A 23,557-nucleotide genomic window follows, 5' to 3' on the forward strand; every position below is an offset into this window, starting at 1 on the left:
GGAGGAGCGCGTCGGCTGGCGGTCGGCCACCACCTCCTGCCCCGAACCGGAGAGGGCCGTCGTTCCGTGGCGCCTTCGATCCACGCGGCGGTCGCGCGGACGAACCGCTCCGTGTGAGCGGCTCGGCACTCTGCAGCGGGTTCGTCACCCCTTCTGCTTCGCACTGCCCGCGGGGGTGCGGAGAGCGGGAGGGAGGGATCCGGCGCCCACCCTCCGCACCGGTCCGGCCGATGTCAGCCGGAGATCTCTTTGCTCCCGGATGCGAGGCCAACGGAGACCTTGCGGCGCTTGGCGCGCTCGGCGATCGGGATTCGCAGGGTGAGCGCCCCTGCGTCGTAGTCGGCCTGGATCCGCTCGGTGTCGAGGGTGTCGGCGAGCATGATCTGGCGGGAGAAGACACCCAGCGGCCGTTCGGACAGCTCCATCCGCACGTCCTCGGACTTCGCCACCGGGCGCCGCTCGGCCCGGACCGTGAGCATGTTCCGCTCGACGTCGATGTCGATCGCGTCCGCGGTGACGCCCGGGAGGTCGAAGGTCACCAGGTACTCGTCGCCGTCGCGGTAGGCGTCCATCGGCATGGCCGACGGTCGGGACCAGGTGCCCTGGCCCACGAGCTGCTGGGCCAGCCGGTCCAGCTCACGGAAGGGTTCAGTGCGCATCAACATCGTGAAACACCTCCAGCAGGTTCAGGCAGTTGCTGCCAATGCGCCTTGCTGACACCGTCGTACCATGTCATCCAATGGATGACGATCAACGTGTCGTCGGTGTGATGACACCGAGAGGGAGGCGCCCGTGACCGCAGCCGACCAGCCGTCCGTGTCCGGCACGAACGCCCACAGTCCGACGTCGTTCCTGGCCGCCGCGGCGGCCCTGCAAGCTATTGACGGAGCCCTGCGCGATGCCCAGCAAGAACCGCCGGACGCCCTCGGTACGCCCACCCCCCTGCCTGAGCAGGCCCTGGCCTCGTTGGTCCTGCTCAGGCAGGTACGCGAGCAGCTCGCCGGATGGGAGACCGGCCTGATCGAAACCGCCCGCGGCGCGGGCGCGAGCTGGGCCGACCTCGCCCACCCTCTCGGCGTCGCCAGCCGCCAGGCCGCCGAACGCCGCTACCTGCGCGGCCGCCCCGGCCCCGCGGGCACCACCGGCGAACAACGTGTCCAAGCCACCCGCGAACGCCGCGCCGCACAGCGCACCACCGCCACCTGGGCCCGCCGTCACGCCGCCGACCTTCGCCGCATCGCCGGACAGATCACGGCCCTGACCGACCTGCCCCCCGCGGCCAGCCCTCCGCTCCGCCGGCTCCACGCGGCACTCGCCCACGACGACCCCGCCGAACTCATCGCCCCCCTCGCCACCACCCGCCCACATCTGGCCGCCCACCCCGAACTCACCGCACAGCTCGACGCCCTCACACCTCCCTGATGCGGGAATCTTCAGAGGACGCGGTCTGCGCGGTGTGAAGTCGCCCGAAGCCGGATCTCGGTCGGTAGCCGGTCCGTCCCTACGGCGTCGCGGGCATGGGGAAGTGCTTCGTCGGCGATGAGGGCGACAGTGCGCGCGGGGTCGCCGTGCGGGGCCAGCCGCAGGGACAGCCAGGTACGGGGATGGGTGCGGCGGCCGACCAGGCGGGTGGCTGCCCGGTCGACGCCGGGAAACGATCCGGCTTCCGCGGACAGGGCGTCCTCCAGGGCGCGGCCGTTCACCTGGGCCGTTTCGCCGTCGTCGGTGTCCACCAGTACCTCGCTCAGCCGGCGGCGGCGCACCTGGGCAAGCAGCCACCACAGGCTGAACAGGAGGATGACGGCCAGTGCGGCGATGACGACGGGCCACCACCATCCCTGGTCGTTCCACCGGGTTCGGTCGGCGTCGCTGAGCAGGACCTGTTGGGGTCGGTCCCAGGGCCAGGCGCTGGGGAAGTGCCATCGGCGCAGGAGATCCAGTCCGCCGAGCAGCGCGGTTCCGCCGAAGCCGAGGAGGACCAGGCCGCAGGCTCCGAGCAGCAGCCGGTTGACGATCAGGCGTGCCTGGTGCATGTCACCTCACCGCCTCTTCGCCCGCGTCGCGTGGACGGACAGTTTCGGTCGGCGGGCCAGTGCAAGCCCACGCAGCTCTTGGTCCAGGGTGGTGCGGAGCTCTTCGCGTACGTCGTCCAGGTTGCGGAAGTGGGAGATGGCGTGTGCTTTGACGCGTCGCCGGCCAACGGACAGCTTCGCTGACTGGACGCCGGAGATTTCCATGGCGCGGTCGCGCAGGATCAACGCGGCCGCTGAGCGTTCGAGGCCGGCGCGGATGTCGCCGCACGGGCGCTGTATCGGGAGCAGACGACGTAGCCCGGGAGTCACCGCCGTGACCACGAGCCACAAGCCGATCGCGGTGAGGGCGGCTGTGCTGGCCAAGACCCAGGTGTTGTCCAGGTGGACGGTGGACAGCTTGTGGGCGAGCCAGCGGCGCCAGTGCATACCTGGTCGTCCGGCGCGGACCGACACCACGTCGTAGAGCAGGAACCCGGAAGCGACCAGCACGATCAGCGCGACGACACTCGCGGGAACCCTGCGGGCCGACCAGAACCGCCGGGCCCGGCCGGCGTCCACTTCGGCACCGCCCTCAAGGCTCCCGCCCGCTTTCGAGCGGGCGAGCTCGCCCGCGGGTGGGCTCTCCTCGCTCACCGCACCCGCTCCCTGCCGGACGGCTGCGGTCCGCCCAGTCGTTCGACGCGCACGGCGACCTGGAGAACGGTCATGCCCGCCAGGCTTTCGACCCGTTCACTCACCCGCCGGCGGACTTCGGCACACTGGATGCCGATCGGCGTGGGATAGCCGAGGTCGACGCTCACCTGCACCCGGGCCTCACCGAAGCCGTTCTCGCCCTGACGGTGTACCGAGACCCTGGCCCGTGCGGTCGCCGTCGTGGAGCCCGCTGCCGCGCCCCCCGTGTGAGCGGGGCTGCTTGCTCGTAGCGCCTCGCGCGCCCCTTGCATCGCGATCTTGGCTACCACCCGGTCCGCCACCCGCGTCGCGCCCCGGGCTTCGGACGTCACTCGTGGAGCCGCCGGTGTCGTCACCGGGCCTCACCTGCGCCGGTCGAAACGGTCGCCGCTTCCGTCTCTTCCGGCGCGGAAGATGTCGCCCATCTCCAGGTCACCGTCGGCGACCCGCCCGAGAACGAACCCGATCAAGCCCAGAATCACCACCGTGACAAACGCTCCGAAACCGCCGAAGTACCCGGCGAAGCCCGCCGCCACCCCGGCTGCCGTGCCGATCGAGGCCATGCTCATCATGTGCTCCCTACCCAGCACCGGGTCGGCGCGACCGGACTACCTGATCGTTCTGCCACTGTCTTCTTCGTCCTCCTCATCAGGCAATTTGACGTCGTCGATCGCGATGTTGACCTCGACGACCTCCAGGCCCGTCATCCGCTCCACAGCCGTGATGACGCTCTCCCTGACCTCGGAGGCCAGGTCCGCGATGGCGTAGCCGTAATCGACCACGAGATCGAGATCGAGGGCGCACTGCACCTCGCCGACCTCGGCCTTCACACCACGGGTGACGGACGACCTGCTGCTCGTGCCACCGGGAACCCGGTCGCGGACGGTGCCGAGCGTGCGTGCGATACCGCCGCCCATGGCGTGTACGCCCGGCACTTCCCTCGCGGCCAGCCCCGCGATCTTCTCCACCACCCCGTCGGCGATGGTGGTCCGGCCTCGATCGCCCTGCGCGACCTGCCTGCCGCTGCCGTCACCGCCAACACCGGCCTGGCGGCCCGCAGGCGCGGACTGTGGTTTCTCCGTCTCGTGGGATACCACGAAGCCACCTCTCACTTGACCTACAAGATCCTCTTACATGATTTGCACTGAATGACATATTTGACACGGCAATACCATGATTAATGAGGCAATTAGGTGAATACGCGCCGAGAGCGGTGCCGATCGGCCGCCCCGGCGCCCTGCACGCCCTGCACGCCCTGCGGGTGGCGTTGATGCGGATCGCCGGCTACCGGCTGTACAGGTGCCCGAATTCAAGCCGCCCCGAGTGCTCTTCGGCCCGCCGCAAACGTTCACGGGTGCTTCGGCCGGAACAACTGTGAACCCGAGGAGGAGCACCCCGGACCTGGGGGTGGGCGTCGGCCACCCTGTCGATCAGGTGGTTCTCGCGCAGCTCGTGCTCGGCCGGGCGCCCGATGATGTCCAGCGCACACCGGCTGCGCTCAACCCGCCCCTGCCCCGCCTCTTGGAACCGGAGACCTTGAGGTCCACCACGACAGGCGACGGCTTCCTCCCGCCCGAGCTGAGGGCGCCCCCTTGGACCGCCCCCGCACCGTCACCGACGCACAACGCCCCACCTGCCACTACCTGCACGAGACACGCTCTACCTGTTCAAGAGTGAGAGCTCTCGGTTCATCTCGGCCAGGAACCTGGCGACGACTCCGAGTTCCTCCGGGGTGAAGCGGCTCCGGGCGGCGTCGGTGCCGCGTGCCAGCGGCCGGAAGTAGTCCCTGGCCACCCCCTTGGCCGCCTCCTCGTAATGGAGATGAACCACGCGGCGGTCGTCTGTTGCCCGGACGCGTCGGACGTGGCCGGCGTTCTCCAAGCGGTCCAGACAGGCGGTCACCGCTCCCGATGTCAGGTTGAGCTGCCTGCGGAGCCGCCCGGGGGTGAGGGGCTCGCCGGAGCCGTCCGTCCCGGCGTCCAGGATCGCGATGAGGGCCTGTACGTCGGTGAGATGGAGTCCCTGTGCGTCCGCGAACTCGTGGGCGATGCGGTTGAACTCGCCGTTCATGCGGCGCAGCAGGACCGCGAACGACTGCAACCCAACCGGGCTGTCGTCGGGAGGAGGTGGCATGGGCGCACCGGTACTGCTCATGCACACCAGGATACGATTACTCGATGATTGAGATACTTGATGATCGAGTCTACTCTGATTCCGATGTCTGCCGGGGACGTCCATGACAAACGCACCGAGATGGGCGAGGTGGCTCGTTCCGCTCGTTCTGCTGATCGTCTGGCTGGTGGTTGGCGGTGCGCTCGGCCCTTACGCGGGCAAGCTGGGCGAGGTCGCGACCAACGACCAGGCTGCCTTCCTGCCGCGGAACGCGGAGTCCACCCGGGTGCTCGAAGCCGGTGAGGAGTTCGACCGGTCCGAGACGCTGCCCGCCATCGTCGTCTGGACGCCGGCGGGAGAGCAGATCGCGAAGGGGCAGCAGCAGGCGGCGACCGACGCGGTCGCCGGGCTCGCGGGAGAGACCGGGGTGGTCGGCAGTCCGTCGCCGGCCGTGGTCTCCGAGGACGGCGAGGCGCTTCAGGCCGTCGTCCAGTTGGAGCCCAACCTCGGCGATGAGCTGGAGGGGGTGTTGGAGGAGGTCGGGCGGGCGGCAGAGCGCGTACCGGGCACCACGGCGCAGCTCGCGGGCCCGGCGGCGAGTCAGGCCGACCTGTCCGACGCGTTCGGGGGGATCGACGGGCTGCTGCTCGGTGTGGCTCTGGGGGCCGTGCTGCTGATCCTGCTGCTCGTCTACCGCAGCGTGGTGCTGCCGCTCGTGATCATCCTGGGCGCGGTCTTCGCTCTGGGCCTCGCCTGCGCGGTGGTCTACGCGCTGGCGGACCGGGATCTGCTGCGGGTCGACGGCCAGGTCCAGGGCATCCTCTCCATCCTGGTGATCGGGGCTGCAACCGACTACGCGCTGCTCCTCTCCGCCCGTTTCCGTGAGGAACTGGCGCTCCGCGGCGACCGCTTCACGGCCGCGGCGGCCGCCGTGCGCAGGTCCTCCGGTGCCATCACGGCGAGTGCGGGCACGGTGGCCCTCGGCCTACTGGCTCTGCTCGCCAGCGACCTGACGAACAATCGGGCGCTGGGACCGGTCGGCGCCCTCGGCATCGTCTGCGCCGTGCTCTCCACGGTGACCTTTCTGCCGGCGGTGCTCGCCCTGCTGGGGCGCGCCGCCTACTGGCCGTACCGGCCGAAGGAGGCGGACGCCTCGATCGGAGGCCACCGGGTGTGGCGCCGCGTCGCCGCGACGGTGGACCGGCACCCGAGGCGCCTGTGGCTGGTGACCGCTCTGGCCCTGGGCGTGTGCGCTGCTTTCTCTCCGTTGCTGTCCGCCAAGGGCGTGCCGCTCGACGACGTCTTCGTCAACGACGCGCCGTCGGTGGCCGCCCAGAAGACCCTTGGCGAACACTTCCCGGCGGGTTCCGGGAACCCGGCCGTCATCATCGCCGACGCCGACCGGGCCGCACAGGTACGGGCCGTGGCGCAGCGGACCGAGGGCGTCGTGACGACCTCGGTCCTCTCCGGAAGCGGGCGGCCGGGGGGCGGCGAGCCACGCGTGGTCGACGGTCGCGTACGCATCGACGCCACGCTCCAGGACGCCGCCGACAGCGACGCGGCCAAGGACACCGTCGGTCGGCTGCGCGCGAACGTGCACGGGATCGCGGGGGCGAACGCGCTGGTCGGCGGGTACACGGCGCAGCAGTACGACGCCCAGCAGACCGCCGCGGACGACCGGACCCTGATCATTCCGATCGTGCTCGCCGTCATCCTGTTGATCCTCGTGCTCCTGCTCCGCTCCCTTCTTGTGCCCGTCCTGCTGGTGGCCACCGTCGCCCTCAACTTCCTCGCGACGCTCGGGGTCTCGGCACTGGTCTTCGAGCACCTTCTCGGGTTCAGCGGTACGGACGCCTCCGTACCCCTCTACGGCTTCGTCTTCCTGGTGGCGCTGGGTGTCGACTACAACATCTTCCTGATGTCCCGGGTCCGGGAAGAGGCGCTCGTGCACGGCAGCCGGCAGGGCGTCCTCCGGGGGCTGACCACGACCGGCGGAGTGATCACTTCGGCGGGTGTCGTGCTCGCCGCGACGTTCGCCGCGCTGATGGTCATCCCGCTCGCCTTCCTCATGCAGATCGCCTTCATCGTGGCCTTCGGCGTCCTCCTCGACACCCTGGTCGTGCGCTCACTGCTGGTCCCCGCACTGGTGATCGACATCGGGCCCCGCGCGTGGTGGCCCAGTGCGCTGTCCCGTACGGACGGGCCCGGCACGCCGGCCGGCGCTTCCCCGGCGGAACCCGGACGGGTGCGCTGACGACGGCCGGTCCACGGCGCGGCGCACCTCCGTGCCTCCACACGGACTGATTCCGGCGGACCCGTGCCGGAGGTGTGCCCCGCGGCGGGCATGCGTCCTGATGGGACGGGCCCGCCGGGGGCACGTAACACCCGCCGAGACACGGTGAGGAGAGAGCGATGAGCGGCAGCACCGGAGGGGGACGCAACAGCGTGCACTGGCTCTTCGGCGACCAGCTCGGACCGCACTTCCTCACCCCGGGTGACCACGGCCCCGCCCGGGACACACCACTGCTGATGATCGAGGCCAGGTCGGTGTTCCGCCGCCGGCGCTTCCACCGGGCCAAGGCACACCTGGTGCTCTCCGCCATCCGGGAGCCCTGGAGGGCTGCTTGCCACGCAGATGCCCCGCTCGATGCGGCCTTGCCGTGAAGTCGTCATCAGCCAGAGGGCTCGCAATCCTTCGGCGCGCGGTCCAGCATGCGGCTGCCGGCCGAGCCTTGGCGCGCCCGGCTATCTGTGAAGGCAAGGCTTGACCTGTGCGTCGCGACCTCCGCGCCGGGGCAGCCCTGTGCACAACGGTCCTGAGGATGGCACCTCTGCCGTGAAAGCACCGAAAGGCCGTTCGCGCAGGTCAGGCTGTCATCAGCCGTTCATCGCGGCCGGTCACCGCGCTCGCCGGCCCCTTCCGCGACACCTGAGGCCCGTCCCCCGGGCGCGCTACCGCCGTACGGCGTGGGTGAATTCGCCCGGGGTGATGCCGTAGGTGCGGACGAACCAGCGGTGCAGGTGGCTCTGGTCCGCGAACCCCGACGCCGCCGCGGCCCCGGCCGCGCTCTCGCCCGCCGTCAGCCGGTGGCGGGCGTCGCGGAGGCGGAGGAGGCGCTGGAAGTCGCTGGGGGGCATGCCGTATTCCGTCTGGAACGCCCGGTACAGCGCGTAGCGGCTGCAGCCCGCCGCCGCGGCCAGCTCCGCCGCCGGGATCTCCTCCGCGAACCGCTCCCCCAGCAGCGCCCGCGCCCGCCGGGCGGCGGCGGCCTGCGGGCCGCCGGGGCGCAGCGGGCGGGCGCGCGGCGGGGCCGTCGAGGCGCGGTGGACCATCGCGGTCACCGCGGCGGTGAGCCGTTCGTCGCGTACCAGCGGGCCCGCGCCCTCCGTGAGCGCCGCGTGCAGCCGCAGCAGCGCGCGCCACAGCGGCGGGTCGCGGTGCACGGGGTCGGCGAAGAGCGGGAGGGCGGCGGCGCCGTCCGGAGCGCCGGCGTCGGCGAGGACCTCCCGTACGACGTCGGGGCCGATATGCACCATCCGGTACGTGAACCCCAGCTCGGCCGCCGACTCGCCGTCGTGCGGGTCGTCGGGGTTGAAGGCCATGACGAGGCCCGCGGCGGAGGTGTGCGAGCCGCCGCGGCAGACGAAGCGCTGGGCGCCGGTCTCGGTGAGGCCGAAGGAGTAGGCGTCGTGGCTGTGGCGGTGGAAGACGTGCTCCTCGAAGTGGGCGCGCATGGCCTCCACCGGCCGCTGCGCGTCCCGCCAGTAGGAGACCCAGTCGCTCACGCCTTCCATGGTGCCGCACCGGGTGGCCGCACCAGCGTTCAAGACCGGCGCCGCCCGCGGGGGCCAGGCTGGCGGCATGCGCTTCGAGACCAAGATCGCCGTGGTCGTACGGCACGACCTGGCCGCCTGGCAGCGGCTGAACGTCACCGCCTTCCTGTGCAGCGGCGTCGCCCACGCCGCCGACGACATCATGGGCAAGCCGTACGAGGACGGCTCGGGCAACCGGTACCTGCCGATGTTCCGCGAGCCCGTCCTCGTCTTCGCCGCCGACGCCGCGGGCCTGGCCCGTACCCACACCCGGGCCCTGTCCCGCGGTCTCGCCACCGCCGTCTACACCGACGAGCTCTTCGCCACCGGCAACGACGACGACAACCGCGCCGCCGTCCGCGACGTCACCGCCGCCGGCCTGAGCCTGGCGGGCCTCGCGGTCTACGGCGCGCGCAACGCCGTGGACCGTACGGTCAAGGGCCTGTCACTCCACACCTGAGCCGCGCCTGCCCACCGCGCCCCAGCCGCCCGCCGGCGCCTGCCCCACCTCCAGGCCGCGCAGCGCCCGCAGCGTCCGCGGGTCCTGTGCGTCGAGCCAGTCGGCGAGCTGCCGGAAGGACACGCACCGCACGTCCTTGAGGGGGCAGACCTCCTTGATGGTCTCCTCGACCGCGCGCATGTACGCGCCGTCGTGCCAGGTCTCGAAGTGGTTGCCGACGACGAGCGGCGCGCGGTTGCCCGTGTACGCGCGCCGGAAGCCGGCGAGCAGCCCGTCGCGCATCTGCGACTGGGCGTTGGCGGGGGTGGTGAGGGGGTTGACCTTGAAGTTGTAGTCCATGGTCAGCTCTTCGCGGTCGCTGCCGGGGTACGGCACGAGCTGCATCGACAGGTCCCACAGACCGTCCTTCTTCGCCGGCCACACCTGCTCGGTCACCCCGCTCGTGTCGTATCGCCAGCCCAGTTCGCGGGCGGCGGCGCGGAGGTTGTCGGCCCCTTCGAGGCAGGGGGTGCGGGCGCCGGTCAGCTCCTTGTCGTAGTCGAAGGGCAGCGGCGCGGCGTCGCGCAGCCCGGTGTTCGTCTTCCACCGCTGCACGAACTGCTTGGCCTGCGCGATCTCGCTCTTCCACTCCTCCTTCGACCAGCTCGCGACGCCGGTGGGGCCGCAGAAGTGGCCGTTGAAGTGGGTGCCGATCTCGCTGCCGTCGAGCCAGGCGCCGCGGACCTGGTCGACGGTCTCCTCGATGTGCGCGTCGGTGAGCAGCCCGATGTCGGAGGCGCCGGGGGCGTGGCCGGGGGCCTCGTACTGGGAGCGCTTGGACTCGGGCAGGAGGTAGATGCCGGAGAGGAAGTACGTCATGGCGGCGTCGTACTTCCGCCCGACCTCCCGGAAGTGCCGGAAGAGGCCGTCGCCGATCTCGCCGGCGCCGTCCCAGGAGAAGACGACGAACTGCGGCGGCTTCTCGCCGGGGGCGAGCTTGCGCACCCGCGGCTGCGCCGGCTGTGCGCCGGTCCAGGCGGTGGAGCCGTCGCCGATGAGGCGTGCGCCCGGGCTCTTCCGCGTGCCGCCGCGGGCGTCCGTGCGCTCGCTGCCCTTCTCGCCGGCCTTGCCGCCGCCGTCTCCCGGCCCCGCGGCGCACCCGGCCGCCGCCACCGGCAGCAGCACCGCCGCCGCACACGCGCCGACCACCGCACGTCTCGCCCTGCCCATGGGTCACCTCTCTCCCGCGCCGATTCGCTGGAGTGATAACCCGAAAAACATACAAATATCAGCCACTCACCCGGACGCCGGAGACACGCACCGGCAGGGGGCACGCCGCCGGAGGCGGCTCTCCCGTGTCGGGCCACCTCACGGCGCCTACGCTGACGCCTGGAGAAGGCGGCGCGTACGACGCCGAGAGACGCGCCCCGTCGGCTGAGAGGTGACTGTGCCCAGCGTGGTGAAGATCAACGCCCTGACCGTCCCCGCCGAGCAGCGGGAGGAGCTGGAGAAGCGCTTCGCCGCCCGCGCCGGCCTGGTGGAGAGCGCGGACGGCTTCGAGTGGTTCGAGTTGCTGCGCCCCCTGGAGGGGTCCGACCGGTATCTCGTCTACACCCGCTGGCGCAGCGAGGAGGACTTCCGGACCTGGATGGAGGGTTCGATGAAGGCCGCACACCGCGGGGACCAGGGCGGCGACGGGGAGCAGCGGCGGCCGGCGGCGACGGACTCCGAGGTCTGGACGTTCGAGGTCGTCCAGCAGGCGAGCCCGGGCGGCTCGGCGGACGGGGCGTGAGGGCCGGAACCCGGGGAGCGCCGCCGCCGGACGGGCGCTCCCCGTCGGGCGGCGGGCGCCCGCGGCGCCCGCGGTGCCGGTGCTTCCGGCGGTGATCGTCCGGCCCGCAAGCGGTCGGCCGGGCCGATTCCCACGGCGGCCGGGCCCGGGGGTGTGGCTGCCGCGGGCCCCAGGGGGGTGGGCGGCCTGGTAGGCGCAGGAGCCCGCGGCAGGTCTTTACAACTTCAGCAGCCGCTCCGCGAGATCACGCGAGTCGCGGAGCGCGAGACGCAGGCTCTCGGTCTGCGCGTTAGCGGCGCCCTCGGTGGCCCGGGCCTGGCGGGTCAGGTCCCGGCAGGCGTCGCGGCGTTCCGCGAGGAGCGCGGCGACGCGCTCGCCGAGATCGCCGAGGATGACGACCGCGTCGTCGACCGCGCCCGGCGGGTCGTCCACGAAGCGGCCGGCCGCCCGGAGCAGCCGGTCGTCCAGCTCGTCCCGCTCGGACGGCGCCAGGAGCGGGCGGTCCGGCTCGCGGCCCCGGCCGGTCCCGGACGCGGGCACCGCGGCCGGGGTCGCGGGAGCGGGGGACACGGGGTCCGCGACCGCCACCGGGTCGGCGGCCACCGCGTCGGTGGTCGCCGGGCGATCGGTGGTCGCCGGGCCGCCCCGCACCGGGCCCGCCGGGGCGGTCGCCGTCGCGGTGGCGGGTGCGGGGGCACCGGTGGCCTCGGTGCGGGCCGGCTCCCCGGCCGTCGCGCCGCGCCCGTCAGGCGCGTCCCCGCCGGCGCCGCTCTCCGGCGGCACCGCGCCTCCTCGCGCCGCCGCCCCGGTCTCCTCACCGTTCGGGGCCGGGGAGCTTGCGGACGGCCGGCCCGCCGTCTCGTCGCGTTCCCTCGCGCCGGTCACGACACGCTCCCGCCTCGCCCGTCGCCGCGGCGCATCGCCCTCGGCACGTGCACGCGGTCGGCCAGCCGGCGCCCGCCGCCACGCTCGCGGTCCGGGGTCGCCGCCTTCCCGGTCTCCGTGACCCCGGGGGCCTCCGGCGCCTTCGGGAGCACCGCGGAGGCGCCGCCTGGCCGGCCGGCCAGCTCCGTGTACAGCTCCCGGGTGCGGAGCAGCGCGGTGCGGGCCTCCTCCGTGGGCGGCTCCGTGCCCGCCCGGCCGGGTTCGCCCTGGGCGAGCCGGTGCAGCCGGCGGTAGTCGCCGATGTGCCGCGGGTGGTGGACGGAAAGGGCCGAGACCCGCTCGTCGTACTCCTCGGCGGGATAGCCCAGGTCGCCGGCGAGCCGGGCGATGAGATGGTCGGCCTCGGCGGCGGCGCGGGCAGGTGAGTCGACGAAGTGCTGCTGGATCAGGGTCCATTCGGTGTCGTAGCGCTCGCGGGCCGCGGGGTCCAGCCGTACGGGCTGCAGCTTGCCGTACGTGCGGACGCGCTGGGCGAGTTCCTTGTCGGCGGCCCTGCGGTCGCCGTCGTGGTGCTCGACCGTCCGGTCGTACTCCGGTCCGAAGCGCCGCCGCAGTCCTCGCGGCCCGCCGGGCAGGCCGAGGGCGGCGAGGCCGCCGCCGGTGCGCGTCAGGAACCAGACCGCTGCTGCGACGGCGGTCACGACCACGATGATGATCAGCCACACAGTCATAGGTGGCGGCTAGCCCGTATCGTCCGCCGCAAACACGGCTCCGCGGCGCCGGCGGGCCGTGCACGGGTACGGCGGGCGGGGTCAGGGCCCGGACCCGGCGGCGCGCGAACCGCGGCGCGCGAACCGCGGTGCGCGGCGCGGTGGTTCCGCGCCGCGCCCGCGTGCCGCCGGGCCGCCGGGCCCGCGGGCCGTCAGGCCCCTCCGGCCGTCAGCAGCCGGAGAGGACGGACTGCAGCTTCGCCTTCTCGGCGTCGTCGGCGGTCAGGTCGTACGTGTGCTTGACCCACACCCACATGCTCGCGTAGGTGCAGTGGTAGCCGGCCGACGGCGGCATCCACCTCGCCGGGTCCTTGTCGCCCTTGGACTGGTTGACGTTGTCGGTCACCGCGAGCAGTTGCGCGATGTCGAGGTCGTTGGCGAACTGCTCGCGCTCGCCGGTGCTCCACGCGCTGGCGCCGGAGCGCCAGGCTTCGGCGAGCGGCACCATGTGGTCGATGTCGACGTCGGACGCCTGGGTCCAGGTCGCGCCGTCGTACGGCGAGTACCACGAACCGCTGACCGCGGCGCAGCTCGCGTCCTGCTGGACGTTCTCACCGTCCCGCTTGAGGACGACCTCGCGGGTGTTGCAGGCTCCGGACTGGGTGCTCCAGTGCGGGAAGAGGTCGCGGTCGTAGCCGTCGGAGGAGCCCTCGGGCGCGGTGGTGATCTCCGCGAGGTAGCCGAGGGCGGTGGCGGGGCTGGGCGGGGCGGGCGGTTCGGCCTGGGCGCTGGGTGCCGCGGTCAGCAGCAGCGCAGCCGCCGCGAGCGGCGCGGCGAAGTGACGCGCGTAGACCTTCAGCCGTGCGAGCGGCCGCTGAGAAATGCCGGACATACGAACTCCCGGATCTATGGGGGGTGTTGTGCACGTGCACGTGGATGCTGGCGCCGCGAAGTGTCGTTTCTGCAGGCGCCAGGTAACACCTTGAGGACATGGCCATGTCATCCGCAAGACCGCAGACCGGGTTTGCCCTCCCCGCGCCCCCGGCGCCGCCACCGCCCGACCGGACTACGCTCGGCTGGTGCTGCCCGTCAACGTCACCCTCGCGGCCGTGCTCACCGCCCTGCTGGCCGCCGCCGTCACCGTCGCCGCGGTGGCGCGGCTCGGCGAGGGACAGGAGCACCGGCGGAGCGGAAACGGCGGCGGCGGGAAGCGAGGGGGCGGGAAGAGCCGAATACCCCTCGGGGGCTCACCACACGCGCGCGCCATCGCCACCGCGGGGCTGCGCGCCGCCGCCCAACTCGCCGCCGTCTCGCTCGTCATCGGCTACGTCGTACGCGCCGTGCCCCTGCTCCTCGCCTTCGTGGCCCTGATGTTCGCCGTCGCCACCTGGACCGCCGGCCGCCGCATCACCCACAACCGCACCTGGCGCTGGGCCGCCGCCCCCATCGCCACCGGCGTCACCCCGGTCGTCGCCACGCTGCTGCTCACCGGCCTCGTCGGGGTCGACGACATCGCCCTCATCCCGGTCAGCGGCATCCTCATCGGCGGCGCACTGACCGGCACCGTACTCGCCGGCCGCCGCGCGCTGGACGAGCTGACCTCCCGGCACGGCGAGGTGGAGGCGGCGCTCGCGCTCGGCTTCCTGGAGCACGAGGCGCGCCTGGAGATAGCGCGCCCGGCCGCCTCCGACGCCCTGATCCCGGGCCTCGACCAGACCCGCACCGTGGGCCTGGTCACACTCCCCGGCGCGTACGTCGGCATGCTGCTGGGCGGCGCGTCCCCCGTCGAGGCCGGTGCGGTGCAGCTCTTCGTGCTGGTCGCGCTGATGGCGGTGCAGGCGGTGGCGGTCGCGGTGACCCTGGAGCTGGTCGCCCGCGGCAGGGTGCATCGCCTACACTCGGGGACGTCTGAAGGGGAGTAGCCCTCAGCCGGTGTCGTCGACATACTGCCCAGCCCGCTGGGCCGGCGCCCGGAGCGCGGAACCGCAGGGCCGGAAGGCCGCGGACTCCGCGCCGGCGAGACCTTCGGCCGCAGTGTCCTGTGACGCTGCCGTGCCGAGGTCTGCCATGCGCTTACGCTCTCGGTACGGCGCCCGACCGAGAGTAGGAACCTTGCTCAGCCTCAGCACCGTCGCGATCGTCTTCGGCGTCGTCTTCCTCGCCGAACTCCCGGACAAGACCGCGCTCGCCGGCCTCATGCTCGGCACCCGCTACCGCGCCTCCTACGTCTTCATCGGCGTCGCCGCCGCCTTCGTCGTCCACGTCAGCCTCGCCATCGCCGCCGGCAGCCTGCTCGCGCAGCTCCCGCAGCGGCCGGTGCAGGCGATCGTCGGCGCGCTGTTCCTGGCCGGCGCGCTGGTCCTGCTGCTGAAAAAGGACGACGACGAGGAGGAGGTCAAGGCCCCCGCAGACCAGAGCTTCCTGAAGGTGGCGGGGGCGGGCTTCATGCTGATCCTGGTCGCCGAGTTCGGCGACCTGACGCAGATCATGACCGCGAACCTGGCGGCACGCTACGACGACTGGCTGTCGGTCGGCATCGGCGCGGTGCTGGCGCTGTGGGCGGTGGCGGCGATCGGGATCCTGGGCGGCCGGACGCTGATGCGGTACGTACCGCTGAAGCTGATCACGAAGGTGGCGGCGGGCGTGATGCTGGTCCTGGCGGGCTTCAGCATCTACGAGGCCATCAGGGGCTGAGGGGGTACGGGGGGAGCCGGCGGGCAGCAGAGCCGGCCCCTTCACCTCCCCACACGCGCACCCCCGCCGCGTCCCGAGGCACCATCGGACCGGTGGCCTGCGGGCGACCTCCCATCCCGGACGGAACGCACGCCGCCGAGACAATCTGGCGGCAACTCACCCTGGAAACCAGGCCAAATCACCCACCGAGCCCGACTTTCGCCACCTGGGCGCACCAGCACCGCCCAGACCACCGAAGGAACGCCACCGCCGAAAACTCGCGGCAACACCTCAGGGGAACCTGGACAAACCACCCCCGCGGACCGACTTTCGCCCATCCACACACACGCGACCGATTCCCAGACCCGCCGCCCCGGTTCGGGACGCCCGGCGGGAGGAATTCGTCCGTAATTCGCTGTAACGCCCTATCAAAACCGGAACAAATCGCCCACGCAGCCCGCTTTTCGCCCACCCACGCACACGCGGCCATTCCGAGACCCGACGGCCGCCGCCCACGGCTCCCAAGCGGAGAGGTTGGGTCGTAACTCGCGGTAACACCCCCGGATACGGGCCGAATCGACCCCGAGAGCCCGGCTTTCGCCCGAATCCGAACAACGCCCACCCCGGCGCTGCAACCGGCGCCCGGACGCGAGTTCTCCGCGGCACGCCAAGTCCGGACCCGTGGGTTACGCCCGCCTCCCGAGCACGTCGGCGATCAGAAGAGCCCGTGAGCCGGCCTCCGCCCACCGGGGTATCCGGCGACAAGCGCAGCCGTCTCCGACTTCCGCCCCACGTCCTACGAGAACATCGACGATCGCCCCCAGCCCACCTCCGGCCTGCGCCCCACGTCCACCGGGGCAACGGCGATCAGGGCAGCCCCCGGCAAGCGGCAGCCCGCCCCACGTCCGCCGGGAACCCCAGCGATCGGGGAACACCGGCACCCGGCGGCCCGGCCGTCGGCCGGGTGCATCGGCGATCAGGGCAGACCCAACGGCCGGCGGCCCGGCCCTCCGTCCGCCGAGAACATCGGCGATCGGGGAACACCCGGCACCCGGCGGCCCGGCCTCCGTCGACCGGGAACATCGGCGATCGGGACTGGCTCAACTCCGGTGGCCCGCTGCCCCGTCCGCCGGGCTCCGCCTCCGTAGTCCCGTTCGAGGGCGCCCGCTCCCTCCGGGCCACCCATAGCCGCCGGTCTTTCGGGCCGGAGTCCGGTGTCAAGGGTGGGGCGAAGCCCCATCGCGAAGCGACGTTCCCGCAGCGAAGCGGAGGGAGCGCCCTTGACACCGGACGCAGGCCCGCACCATCAAAAGCGGGGTGGCCCGGGGGGAGCCATGACGACACAGCCGCTCCCTTCGCCGCTCCCCCGATACGGGCCCACCCCACCCACCACCACGCGCCCGACGCCGTACCCCCGCACCCGGCCCACCCCACGCACCACCGCGCGCCCGGCACCGTACCCCCGCACCCGGCTCCGCACAGACACGACGTACCAGCTCAGAACACCAACAACCCCGCACTGTCAGAGCAGGCGCCTACCCTTGGGCGGGTGTGAGGGCACGTGTTGTGAGGGCACGTGTGCGGCACCTATCAGGCACGGGCACGCGCGAGGCACGCATGACGCACGCGTGAGGCCCGTACCCGACCAGGCCCATACCTCGGCGCCCGCGACGGGACGCACGGCCACGAACGGGCACAACAGACCCGGCGCACACCTAGTGCGCGCGAGGGAACGCAAGAGACGAACGCATCCGACCCGGCACACCCCCGGCCAGACGCAACGGAAGAAGCCCAACCGAACGCCCGCACCTCCCCCACACCCCCGGCGGCACCTCCCCCGCACCCCCGGCGGCACCTCCCTCACCCCACCCACAGCGCCCCCTACCCCACCGTCAACTGCAGCGCGCCGCCCCCCAGCGGCCGGATCCGCACCCCCGCCAGCGACTCCACGTGGACGTCCGTCCCCTCCGTCGCGGCCCGCGGTCCGACCCCCACGACCCGCATCCCCGCCGCCCGTGCCGCCGCGATGCCCGCCGCCGCGTCCTCGAACACGACGCACTCCGAAGGCGCGAACCCCAGGTCCGCCGCCCCCTTCAGGAACCCCTCCGGGTCCGGCTTGCTCGCGCTCACGCACTCCGCCGTGATGGAGATAGCCGGCACCGGCAGCCCCGCCGCCGCCATCCTCGCCTGCGACAGCGCCCGGTCCGCGGACGTGACCAGCGCGTGCGGCAGGCCGGCCAGATCCGCCATGAACTCCGGCGCGCCCGGCACCGGCACGATGCCGTCCGTGTCGGCGGTCTCCCAGGCGAGCATGCGCGCGTTGTCCGCGAGGTTCTGCTCGACCGGCCGCTCGGGGAAGAGGTGCGCCATGGTGGCGTGCGCCTGCCGCCCGTGGGCGTACCGCAGGATCTCCTCCGCGTCCTTGCCGTTATCGGCCGCCCAGCGGCGCCAGATGCGCTCCACGACCGCGTCGGAGTTGAGGAGCGTCCCGTCCATGTCGAGGAGCAGTGCCTTGAAGGCACCTATGTCCGTGGGCCTGCCCATACGTAACCCCCAGGGGTGGAGAACCGCGTTTGTTTCCTCACGATACAAAACACCGCACCCCACGCCAAGAGCGGTATGAGACGGCTCACTCCCAGAGGCCGGCCAGGTGCGCGTGGAGAACGTCGTGCGCCTCGTCCGGGGCGAGATGGCCGACGAGGACGTGGACGGTGAGGCCGTCGGCGAGAGCGAGGAGCGTACGGGCCTCGCGCTCCGGATCGAGGGCCGCCGCCCGCCCGGCGCCCTCGGCGGCTTCCGCGAGGAGCCGGACGAACACCTCGTGCAGGCCCGCGTAGTTCGTCCGCAGCGTCCCGGCGAGCGCTTCGCTGACGGCCGCCTGGGCGACGAAGGCGAGCCAGACCCTGGCCTCGGCGCGGTGCTCGCCCCCGAGCAGCGACACCTCGGCGGCGGCGTGCCCCAGCGCCGTACCCGCCGACTGGGCCGGGCTCCGGACGAGGCGGGCCCGCACGCGCTCGCCGACCCGCTCGCCCACGTACCCGAGCGCGAACACCAGCATCTCTTCCTTCGTGCGGAAGCACCGCTGCACGGCCCCCATCGACACCTCCGCGCGGGCGGCGACGTCGCGCAGGGTCACGCCCTCCAGGCCGCGTTCGTCGGCGAGACGGCAGACGGCCTCGGCGATGGTGCGGCGCCGGCTGTCGTGATCCACCTGTCTGGGCATGCTTCCGGCCGCCTCCTTATCCGATGCGCTCGTATCGGATCCAGGGTACGGTGACGGTTCCGATGCAGGCGCATCGGAACGTGGAGGAGGAAGAAAGCCATGCGGGACGACCTGTGGAAGCTGCCGGCCGCCGAACAGGCGGAAGCCGTACGCGGCGCGCACGTCTCGGCCGTCGAACTGGTCGACAGCCACCTCGGCCGCATCGCCGAGATCAACCCGCAGGTGAACGCGGTGACCCAGCTCCTCGCGGAGCGCGCACGCGAGGCCGCGGCCCGGACCGACCGCCTGCGGTCCGCCGGTGCGGCACTGGGACCGCTGGCGGGCGTGCCTTTCACGGTGAAGGAGAGCACCCCCGTCGAGGGGGTGCCGACCACGTTCGGGGTGAAGCGCTTCCGCGATCTCGTGGCGGCGGCCGACGCGCCTCCGGTGGCGCGGCTGCGCGCGGCCGGGGCCATCCCGATCGGACACGGCAACATCCCCACCCTGATCCTGGCGGGGATGCACACGCGCAGCGAACTCTTCGGCGACACCGTCAACCCCTGGGACAGCAGCCGCACCCCGGGCGGATCCAGCGGCGGCGACGCGGTCGCCGTGGCCACGGGCATGGCGGCGCTGGGACTCGGCAACGACTCCGGCGGCTCGGTGCGGATACCTGCCCAGTTCTGCGGGGTGGCCGGGCTGAAGCCCTCCACGGGCAGGTTCCCTGCCGACCACCGCGTACTCGGCCCGGATGACCCGGGTCCGGCGTCCCTCATGCTGGTCACGGAAGGACCGCTGGCGCGGACGGTGGCCGACCTGCGGCTGGCGTACGAGGCCCTGGCCGGGACCGACCCGCGCGACCCCCGGGCCGTACCGGTACCGGCGTACGGCGAAGCGCTCCCCGGACCGCTGACGGTCGCGGTCGTGGCGGACCCGGGCGGCCACGGCGTCCACCCCGCGATCCGCGCGGCCGTCGAGACCGCGGCCGACGCACTCCGCGACGCGGGGTACGTCGTGCGCGAGGTGGCGGACGTGCCGCGGCTGGACGAGGTGCTGGAGGCGTACGGGCGGCTGACCGTCACCGAGTTCGCACCGACCTGGCCGGCGGTGCGGACGCTGCTCGGCGAGGGCGGGGACCGCTACATCGCGATGGCCATGGAACAGACCCCGCCCGCGACCGCGGACGAACTGGTGAAGCTGATGGGCACGTGGATGTCCCTCCGCCGCTCGTGGGCCGAATTCCTCGACGCCTACCCGCTGTTGCTGGGCCCATCGTTCACCGAACCCCCCGTCGAGCCGGGGCTGGAGTCCCGCGACCGGGCGGGCCGGGACCGGGTCGCCTCGGCGATGCGGCTGTGCAGCGCGACGAGCTTCGTGGGGGTGCCGGGCGTGGCCGTACCGACCGGTGTCGTGGACGGCCTGCCCGTGGGAGTGCAGATCGTCGGCCGGGCATTCCGGGAGGACCTGTGCCTGGAGGCGGCGCAGGCGGTCGAGGACCGGCTCGGCGTGCTCACGCCGATCGACCCGGAAGCCGGACGGGGCGGGGGAAAACGACTTTCGGGCCGACCGGATGACGCGGTACGTGTACGGGACGACACCGGCACCACAACTGAATGGAACACCCCATGAACGCCGCCGCCCCCATGAACGCCTCCGCCCCCACGAACGCCGCCACCGAGGACCACCCGCCCTCCTGCCGCGACCTCGTCGGCCTCCTCGCCCAGACCGACCGCCGCGCCGTCTACGCCGCCCTCGCCCTCGGCGCCACCTCCGTGACCGACGTCGCCGCCCGCACCGGCCTCCGCCCCCCGGCCGCCGCCGCGGCGCTCCAGAAGCTCACGGCGGGCAGGGTCGCCACCTTCGACGCCGCCACCCGCACGTACGCCCTGCGCGAGGACACCTTCCGGCTCGCGGTCCAGGCCGAGGTCAGGCTCACCGGCCGGGGCGGCGGCGACGGCGCCGGCGGCTACTTCCGCCGCGGGCGGCTGACGTCGATCCCGGGCGACGCGGAGGTACGGGGCCGGGTGCTCGCGGTCGTGACGGACTCGTTCGAGCCCGGCACCACGTACTCCGAGGCGAAGGTCAACGCGATCTGCGGCGAGTGGCTGGACGACTGGGTGAGCCTGCGCCGCGCCCTGGTCGACGAGGGCCTGCTGCGGCGGAACGAGTCCGGCACCGCGTACGAGCGCGCATAGCACCGGGCCCGCCCTGCGCCCCTCGCCCTCCCGCCCCCGCCCCCGGGCCGCGGCCGTCACCCCTCGGCGGCCGCCTCCCGGATCACCGGCTCGAACTCCCGCCGCACATACGCGTCGATCGGCTCCGTCAGCGCCCCGTCGACCACGCGCCGCACCCCGTGCTCCGCCGCGGACTCCTTGATCGCCACCCGGGAGTCCGGCTCCACGCCCCCGCCGATGATCAGCACCCCGAACCCGTCGCCCGCCAGCAGCGCCAGGGCCTCCTCGTCGGTGCTCACGCCCTCCGCGTCGAAGCCGTCCGCGCGCAGCGTGGCCAGCACCTCCGTCACCCTGGCGGGCGACCTTCCCAGCACCAGCGTCCTCATGGCCGTTCCTCCCGGTACGTCGACATCGGCGCACCCGAACCTAGAGCCTCAACCGGACTTCAGGTCAACGGGATCCGGCCAGCGGCGTGAGCACGACGACCGGGATCTCGCGGGCCGCCTTCTGCGCGTACTCCTCGTAGAGCGGGAAGATGCCCACCATCTGCTCCCAGAGCGCCGGGCGCTCGGTCGCGGACGCGACCCGCGCCCGCGCGGTGAACCGCCTGGTGCCGACCTGCACCCCGACGCTGGGCTCGGCCACGAGGTTCCGCAGCCACGCCGGGTCCTCGTCGGCCCCGCCCTTGGAGGCGACGACCACGAAGTCGTCACCCGCGGTCCCGTAGATCAGCGCGGTGCGGCGCGGCGTCCCGGTCCGCCGTCCTGTGGTAGCGAGCACGAGCGTGTACGTGCCGTCGCGCTCGTGCCCCTCGGTACCGCCCGAGGCGAGGTACGTACGGGTGTGCTCGGCGACCCAGTCCCACTGCGAGTCGGTGGCGCGGTCGAGGTCTTCTGCGGTGGCCATGGCGGCGATCCTTCCGGTACGGGTGTCGCGGGCCCAGGTTGGCCGGACTACACCCCGGGGACGAAGCAGCCACGCCGCCTTCGACATTCCCTGCGGCATGTTTCGCACGGCCGGCGCCCCACCGCCGGACGCCCGCCGGCGGAGGGGCGCTTGCGGTCGTACGTTCCCGTTACCGGCGGTACTCCCCGCCGCGCACGGCGGCGACGAAGGCGCGCCAGGCGTCGGGGGCGAACGTCAGTACCGGTCCTGAGGGGTCCTTGCTGTCACGCGTGGCGACGACCCCGTCGGCTACCGCCACCTCGATGCAATCGCGCTGTCCGTCGCTGTAGCTCGACTTGTACCAGTGCACACCTGCGAGATCAGACCTGTCCATGACTCCCTGCCGTGTCTACGATCAGGCGCTGTGACACCTGCTCGTCGGGCGATGACTCCCAGACGTCTTCGAACGCCTCCTGGTAGCTCTGCACCTCGTGCGGCTTGTCCAGGTACAGGCTTCCGGTGAAGCCGTCCGAGTAGACGGTCGGGGGCTCCGATTCCGTGCCGTCACCGTTCGCGGGGAAGCGAAGGACGACGAACGACCCCGACAGCATGCCCAGATGCAGCCCCGCGGCGAAAGGTGCCACCCGGATCGCGATGTTGGAGCGCCCGGCCGCCTCGGCAAGGCTCTTCAACTGCCCGGCCATGACCTCAGGTCCGCCCACGGGCCGCGCCAGCACCGACTCGTTGAGCACCAGTCGCAGGGACGGGGGCGTGGTCGCCCGGGTGAGAAGCGTTTGCCGTTCGATGCGCAGACGCACCCGACGGTCGATCTCCGCTTCCGTCTCGTCCGGATTGTGATGACGGATGACCGCCCGCGCGTAGCCTTCCGTCTGCAGCAGTCCCGGCACCAGATCGCTCTGGTACGAAGTGAGACTCGACGCCGCCTCCTGGAGCCCGATGTACACGTCGAAGCCTTCCGGAATGACGTCGCCGTAGGCGTGCCACCACCCCTTCGCCTTCGTCTCCTTCGCGAGGCCCATGAGCGCCTCGGTGATATCGGCCGGTGCCCCGTACACCTTGCACATGGTCTCCACGTCGAAGCTGCGCAGCGACGACTGCCCCGTTTCGATGCGCCACATCTTCGCTTCCGACCACTCCAGTTGGTGCGCCGCCGAGCGCACCGTGAGCCGTGCCTGATTCCGCAGGTCACGTAAGTACCGGCCGAGTTGCCTCCGCGGCACCGTCGATCCCGTCGCCCGTTCCGCCATGCGTTTTCCCCTTCCCCATGTCATTCAAAGTGAAGGACTTCCGACGCTCGAAATGAAAGCACCGAGGTCCCCGAATTCACAATGAACTTCACTCGTTCGAGTGCCCGGCCAAGATTCACGGAATCCAGTCTTGCAGAATTCAAAAGGCGGCGGCACTCTAGTCTTCCGATAGCTCAGCGTGTCAAGCCCGCCGCGTAGAACGCAACTTGACCAAACCCTTTGTACGCCGACGGCCACGCGCGGAAGACGAGGAGACGTGCCCATGGCCGCAGAAGAACCGGTTATCCCCAAGTGCCACCACGAAATGAACGGTTCGCCGAATCCGTGGCCAGCCGACGCCCACGCGGCGCTACCGCACCGAATCCGGGGCGCCAACGTCCGCTATCGCGCCTGCCGCACCGGCAGGTCGCCCGGGCGCCCCCGGCGACCCCGGCACCCCCGGCGGCGGGCACCACCGCGCCCGTACCGCCGTGCGAGCGCAGCCCACCCCCCGGATCCGGCGGCCGATCCCGCTGGAGCCCGTACACAAGCGGCAGTTCGCCCGCGACGCCGCCGAGGTCGGCCGCGCGCGCGACTTCGTCGCGGCGGCGCTCGGCGGCATCGCGGACGCCGAACTGCTCGCCGACATCCGGCTCTGCACCTCGGAACTCGCCACCAACGCCGTCCGGTACGGGCCGCCCGGCCGGGATTTCCTCGTCCGCGTCGTCACCCTGCACGACACGGTGCGGGTCGAGGTGCACGACACCGGCGACGGATGTCCCCGTACCCGCGCGCCACGACACGACGACGCCCACGGGCGCGGGCTCCTCGTCGTCGCCTCGCTCGCCGACGAGTGGGGCGTGGCCGAGCGGTCGGGGCCCGGGAAGGCCGTCTGGGCCGAGTTCGTCCTTCGATGAGGC

General features: G+C 72.4%; 27 protein-coding genes and 1 pseudogene. 10 read left to right on the forward strand and 18 right to left on the reverse strand.

Going from position 1 to position 23,557, the window contains the following annotated elements:
* Positions 1–233: 233 nt before the first annotated feature.
* On the reverse strand, positions 234–665 hold the full coding sequence (locus ACFYVJ_RS21460) for an Hsp20/alpha crystallin family protein (protein ID WP_388893692.1): 432 nt from the start codon (positions 663–665) through the stop codon (positions 234–236).
* 127 nt (positions 666–792) lie between these two features.
* On the opposite strand from ACFYVJ_RS21460, the gene ACFYVJ_RS21465 reads away from it, so the two are divergent.
* A complete protein-coding gene (locus tag ACFYVJ_RS21465; protein ID WP_388893694.1) occupies positions 793–1,422 on the forward strand; it encodes a type III effector protein in 630 nt (209 codons plus the stop codon).
* 11 nt (positions 1,423–1,433) lie between these two features.
* Here the strand turns inward: ACFYVJ_RS21465 and amaP are convergent, their stop codons facing one another.
* The 6 genes from amaP to ACFYVJ_RS21495 all read right to left on the reverse strand — a co-directional run bounded on the left by amaP (position 1,434) and on the right by ACFYVJ_RS21495 (position 4,859).
* Complete coding sequence (gene amaP, locus ACFYVJ_RS21470; protein ID WP_388893696.1) at positions 1,434–2,033, reverse strand: alkaline shock response membrane anchor protein AmaP; 600 nt, start codon at positions 2,031–2,033, stop codon at positions 1,434–1,436.
* Positions 2,034–2,039: 6 nt separating this feature from the next.
* On the reverse strand, positions 2,040–2,666 hold the full coding sequence (locus ACFYVJ_RS21475; protein WP_388893698.1) for a DUF6286 domain-containing protein: 627 nt from the start codon (positions 2,664–2,666) through the stop codon (positions 2,040–2,042).
* Positions 2,663–3,037 (reverse strand): Asp23/Gls24 family envelope stress response protein, encoded by a 375-nt coding sequence (locus ACFYVJ_RS21480; protein WP_388893700.1) that lies wholly within the window; start codon positions 3,035–3,037, stop codon positions 2,663–2,665. Before ACFYVJ_RS21480 ends, ACFYVJ_RS21475 begins: the two co-directional genes overlap by 4 nt.
* Positions 3,038–3,067: 30 nt before the next feature.
* Positions 3,068–3,274, reverse strand: coding sequence for a hypothetical protein (locus ACFYVJ_RS21485; RefSeq protein WP_388893702.1), 207 nt, complete (start codon positions 3,272–3,274; stop codon positions 3,068–3,070).
* Positions 3,275–3,313: 39 nt separating this feature from the next.
* Positions 3,314–3,802, reverse strand: a complete 489-nt coding sequence (locus ACFYVJ_RS21490) for an Asp23/Gls24 family envelope stress response protein (protein WP_388893704.1) — start codon at positions 3,800–3,802, stop codon at positions 3,314–3,316.
* A 562-nt stretch (positions 3,803–4,364) separates the two neighbouring features.
* Complete coding sequence (locus ACFYVJ_RS21495; protein WP_388893706.1) at positions 4,365–4,859, reverse strand: MarR family winged helix-turn-helix transcriptional regulator; 495 nt, start codon at positions 4,857–4,859, stop codon at positions 4,365–4,367.
* An 82-nt stretch (positions 4,860–4,941) separates the two neighbouring features.
* Between ACFYVJ_RS21495 and ACFYVJ_RS21500 the strand changes: the two genes are divergently transcribed.
* Complete coding sequence (locus ACFYVJ_RS21500) at positions 4,942–7,071, forward strand: MMPL family transporter (RefSeq protein ID WP_388893708.1); 2,130 nt, start codon at positions 4,942–4,944, stop codon at positions 7,069–7,071.
* A 158-nt stretch (positions 7,072–7,229) separates the two neighbouring features.
* A pseudogene (locus ACFYVJ_RS21505) lies at positions 7,230–7,424 on the forward strand (cryptochrome/photolyase family protein); the annotation flags it as partial.
* Between the two features lie 345 nt (positions 7,425–7,769).
* Here the strand turns inward: ACFYVJ_RS21505 and ACFYVJ_RS21510 are convergent.
* Complete coding sequence (locus ACFYVJ_RS21510; RefSeq protein WP_388893710.1) at positions 7,770–8,612, reverse strand: AraC family transcriptional regulator; 843 nt, start codon at positions 8,610–8,612, stop codon at positions 7,770–7,772.
* Between the two features lie 67 nt (positions 8,613–8,679).
* Between ACFYVJ_RS21510 and ACFYVJ_RS21515 the strand changes: the two genes are divergently transcribed.
* Positions 8,680–9,090 (forward strand): DUF2000 family protein, encoded by a 411-nt coding sequence (locus ACFYVJ_RS21515; RefSeq protein ID WP_388893712.1) that lies wholly within the window; start codon positions 8,680–8,682, stop codon positions 9,088–9,090.
* Here ACFYVJ_RS21515 and ACFYVJ_RS21520 read toward each other — a convergent pair.
* Positions 9,076–10,299, reverse strand: coding sequence for a hypothetical protein (locus tag ACFYVJ_RS21520; RefSeq protein WP_388893714.1), 1,224 nt, complete (start codon positions 10,297–10,299; stop codon positions 9,076–9,078). The genes ACFYVJ_RS21515 and ACFYVJ_RS21520 overlap by 15 nt on opposite strands.
* 217 nt (positions 10,300–10,516) lie before the next feature.
* On the opposite strand from ACFYVJ_RS21520, the gene ACFYVJ_RS21525 reads away from it, so the two are divergent.
* Positions 10,517–10,861: an antibiotic biosynthesis monooxygenase family protein gene (locus ACFYVJ_RS21525; RefSeq protein ID WP_388893716.1), complete on the forward strand. Its 345-nt coding sequence runs from the start codon at positions 10,517–10,519 to the stop codon at positions 10,859–10,861.
* A 216-nt stretch (positions 10,862–11,077) separates the two neighbouring features.
* Here ACFYVJ_RS21525 and ACFYVJ_RS21530 read toward each other — a convergent pair whose 3' ends face one another.
* The 3 genes from ACFYVJ_RS21530 to ACFYVJ_RS21540 form a co-directional block, all read right to left on the reverse strand.
* A complete protein-coding gene (locus ACFYVJ_RS21530; protein WP_388893718.1) occupies positions 11,078–11,746 on the reverse strand; it encodes a hypothetical protein in 669 nt (222 codons plus the stop codon).
* Positions 11,743–12,477 carry a hypothetical protein gene (locus tag ACFYVJ_RS21535; protein WP_388893720.1) on the reverse strand — a complete coding sequence of 245 codons (735 nt, stop codon included), beginning with the start codon at positions 12,475–12,477 and terminating at the stop codon, positions 11,743–11,745. Before ACFYVJ_RS21535 ends, ACFYVJ_RS21530 begins: the two co-directional genes overlap by 4 nt.
* Before the next feature lie 208 nt (positions 12,478–12,685).
* A complete protein-coding gene (locus ACFYVJ_RS21540) occupies positions 12,686–13,348 on the reverse strand; it encodes an HNH endonuclease family protein (RefSeq protein WP_388893722.1) in 663 nt (220 codons plus the stop codon).
* Between the two features lie 184 nt (positions 13,349–13,532).
* Here ACFYVJ_RS21540 and ACFYVJ_RS21545 point away from each other — a divergent pair, with 184 nt between their 5' ends.
* Positions 13,533–14,378, forward strand: coding sequence for an ABC transporter permease (locus ACFYVJ_RS21545; RefSeq protein ID WP_388893898.1), 846 nt, complete (start codon positions 13,533–13,535; stop codon positions 14,376–14,378).
* Positions 14,379–14,568: 190 nt separating this feature from the next.
* Positions 14,569–15,150 (forward strand): TMEM165/GDT1 family protein, encoded by a 582-nt coding sequence (locus ACFYVJ_RS21550; RefSeq protein WP_388893724.1) that lies wholly within the window; start codon positions 14,569–14,571, stop codon positions 15,148–15,150.
* Between the two features lie 1,860 nt (positions 15,151–17,010).
* Here the strand turns inward: ACFYVJ_RS21550 and ACFYVJ_RS21555 are convergent.
* Together ACFYVJ_RS21555 and ACFYVJ_RS21560 are read right to left on the reverse strand one after the other, a co-directional pair.
* A complete protein-coding gene (locus tag ACFYVJ_RS21555) occupies positions 17,011–17,673 on the reverse strand; it encodes an HAD-IA family hydrolase (RefSeq protein ID WP_388893726.1) in 663 nt (220 codons plus the stop codon).
* A gap of 85 nt (positions 17,674–17,758) precedes the next feature.
* Positions 17,759–18,352: a TetR/AcrR family transcriptional regulator gene (locus tag ACFYVJ_RS21560; RefSeq protein WP_388893728.1), complete on the reverse strand. Its 594-nt coding sequence runs from the start codon at positions 18,350–18,352 to the stop codon at positions 17,759–17,761.
* Positions 18,353–18,451: 99 nt separating this feature from the next.
* Here ACFYVJ_RS21560 and ACFYVJ_RS21565 point away from each other — a divergent pair, with 99 nt between their 5' ends.
* Both ACFYVJ_RS21565 and ACFYVJ_RS21570 read left to right on the forward strand, forming a co-directional pair.
* Positions 18,452–19,960, forward strand: coding sequence for an amidase (locus ACFYVJ_RS21565; RefSeq protein ID WP_388893730.1), 1,509 nt, complete (start codon positions 18,452–18,454; stop codon positions 19,958–19,960).
* Positions 19,957–20,526 (forward strand): DUF2087 domain-containing protein, encoded by a 570-nt coding sequence (locus ACFYVJ_RS21570; protein ID WP_388893732.1) that lies wholly within the window; start codon positions 19,957–19,959, stop codon positions 20,524–20,526. Before ACFYVJ_RS21565 ends, ACFYVJ_RS21570 begins: the two co-directional genes overlap by 4 nt.
* A gap of 56 nt (positions 20,527–20,582) precedes the next feature.
* Here the strand turns inward: ACFYVJ_RS21570 and ACFYVJ_RS21575 are convergent, their stop codons facing one another.
* The 4 genes from ACFYVJ_RS21575 to ACFYVJ_RS21590 form a co-directional block, all read right to left on the reverse strand.
* Positions 20,583–20,891: a hypothetical protein gene (locus tag ACFYVJ_RS21575; RefSeq protein WP_388893734.1), complete on the reverse strand. Its 309-nt coding sequence runs from the start codon at positions 20,889–20,891 to the stop codon at positions 20,583–20,585.
* A gap of 64 nt (positions 20,892–20,955) precedes the next feature.
* Positions 20,956–21,411: a nitroreductase family deazaflavin-dependent oxidoreductase gene (locus ACFYVJ_RS21580; RefSeq protein ID WP_388893736.1), complete on the reverse strand. Its 456-nt coding sequence runs from the start codon at positions 21,409–21,411 to the stop codon at positions 20,956–20,958.
* A 169-nt stretch (positions 21,412–21,580) separates the two neighbouring features.
* A complete protein-coding gene (locus ACFYVJ_RS21585) occupies positions 21,581–21,784 on the reverse strand; it encodes a DUF397 domain-containing protein (RefSeq protein ID WP_388893738.1) in 204 nt (67 codons plus the stop codon).
* The gene (locus ACFYVJ_RS21590; protein WP_388893740.1) at positions 21,771–22,658 is read right to left on the reverse strand and encodes a helix-turn-helix domain-containing protein; all 888 of its coding nucleotides are present in this window, start codon (positions 22,656–22,658) and stop codon (positions 21,771–21,773) included. Before ACFYVJ_RS21590 ends, ACFYVJ_RS21585 begins: the two co-directional genes overlap by 14 nt.
* 470 nt (positions 22,659–23,128) lie before the next feature.
* On the opposite strand from ACFYVJ_RS21590, the gene ACFYVJ_RS21595 reads away from it, so the two are divergent.
* Positions 23,129–23,554 carry an ATP-binding protein gene (locus tag ACFYVJ_RS21595; RefSeq protein ID WP_388893742.1) on the forward strand — a complete coding sequence of 142 codons (426 nt, stop codon included), beginning with the start codon at positions 23,129–23,131 and terminating at the stop codon, positions 23,552–23,554.
* Positions 23,555–23,557 lie beyond the last annotated feature (3 nt).

It is taken from the genome of Streptomyces sp. NPDC004134, from assembly GCF_042874195.1.
Classification (GTDB): Bacteria; Actinomycetota; Actinomycetes; order Streptomycetales; family Streptomycetaceae; genus Streptomyces.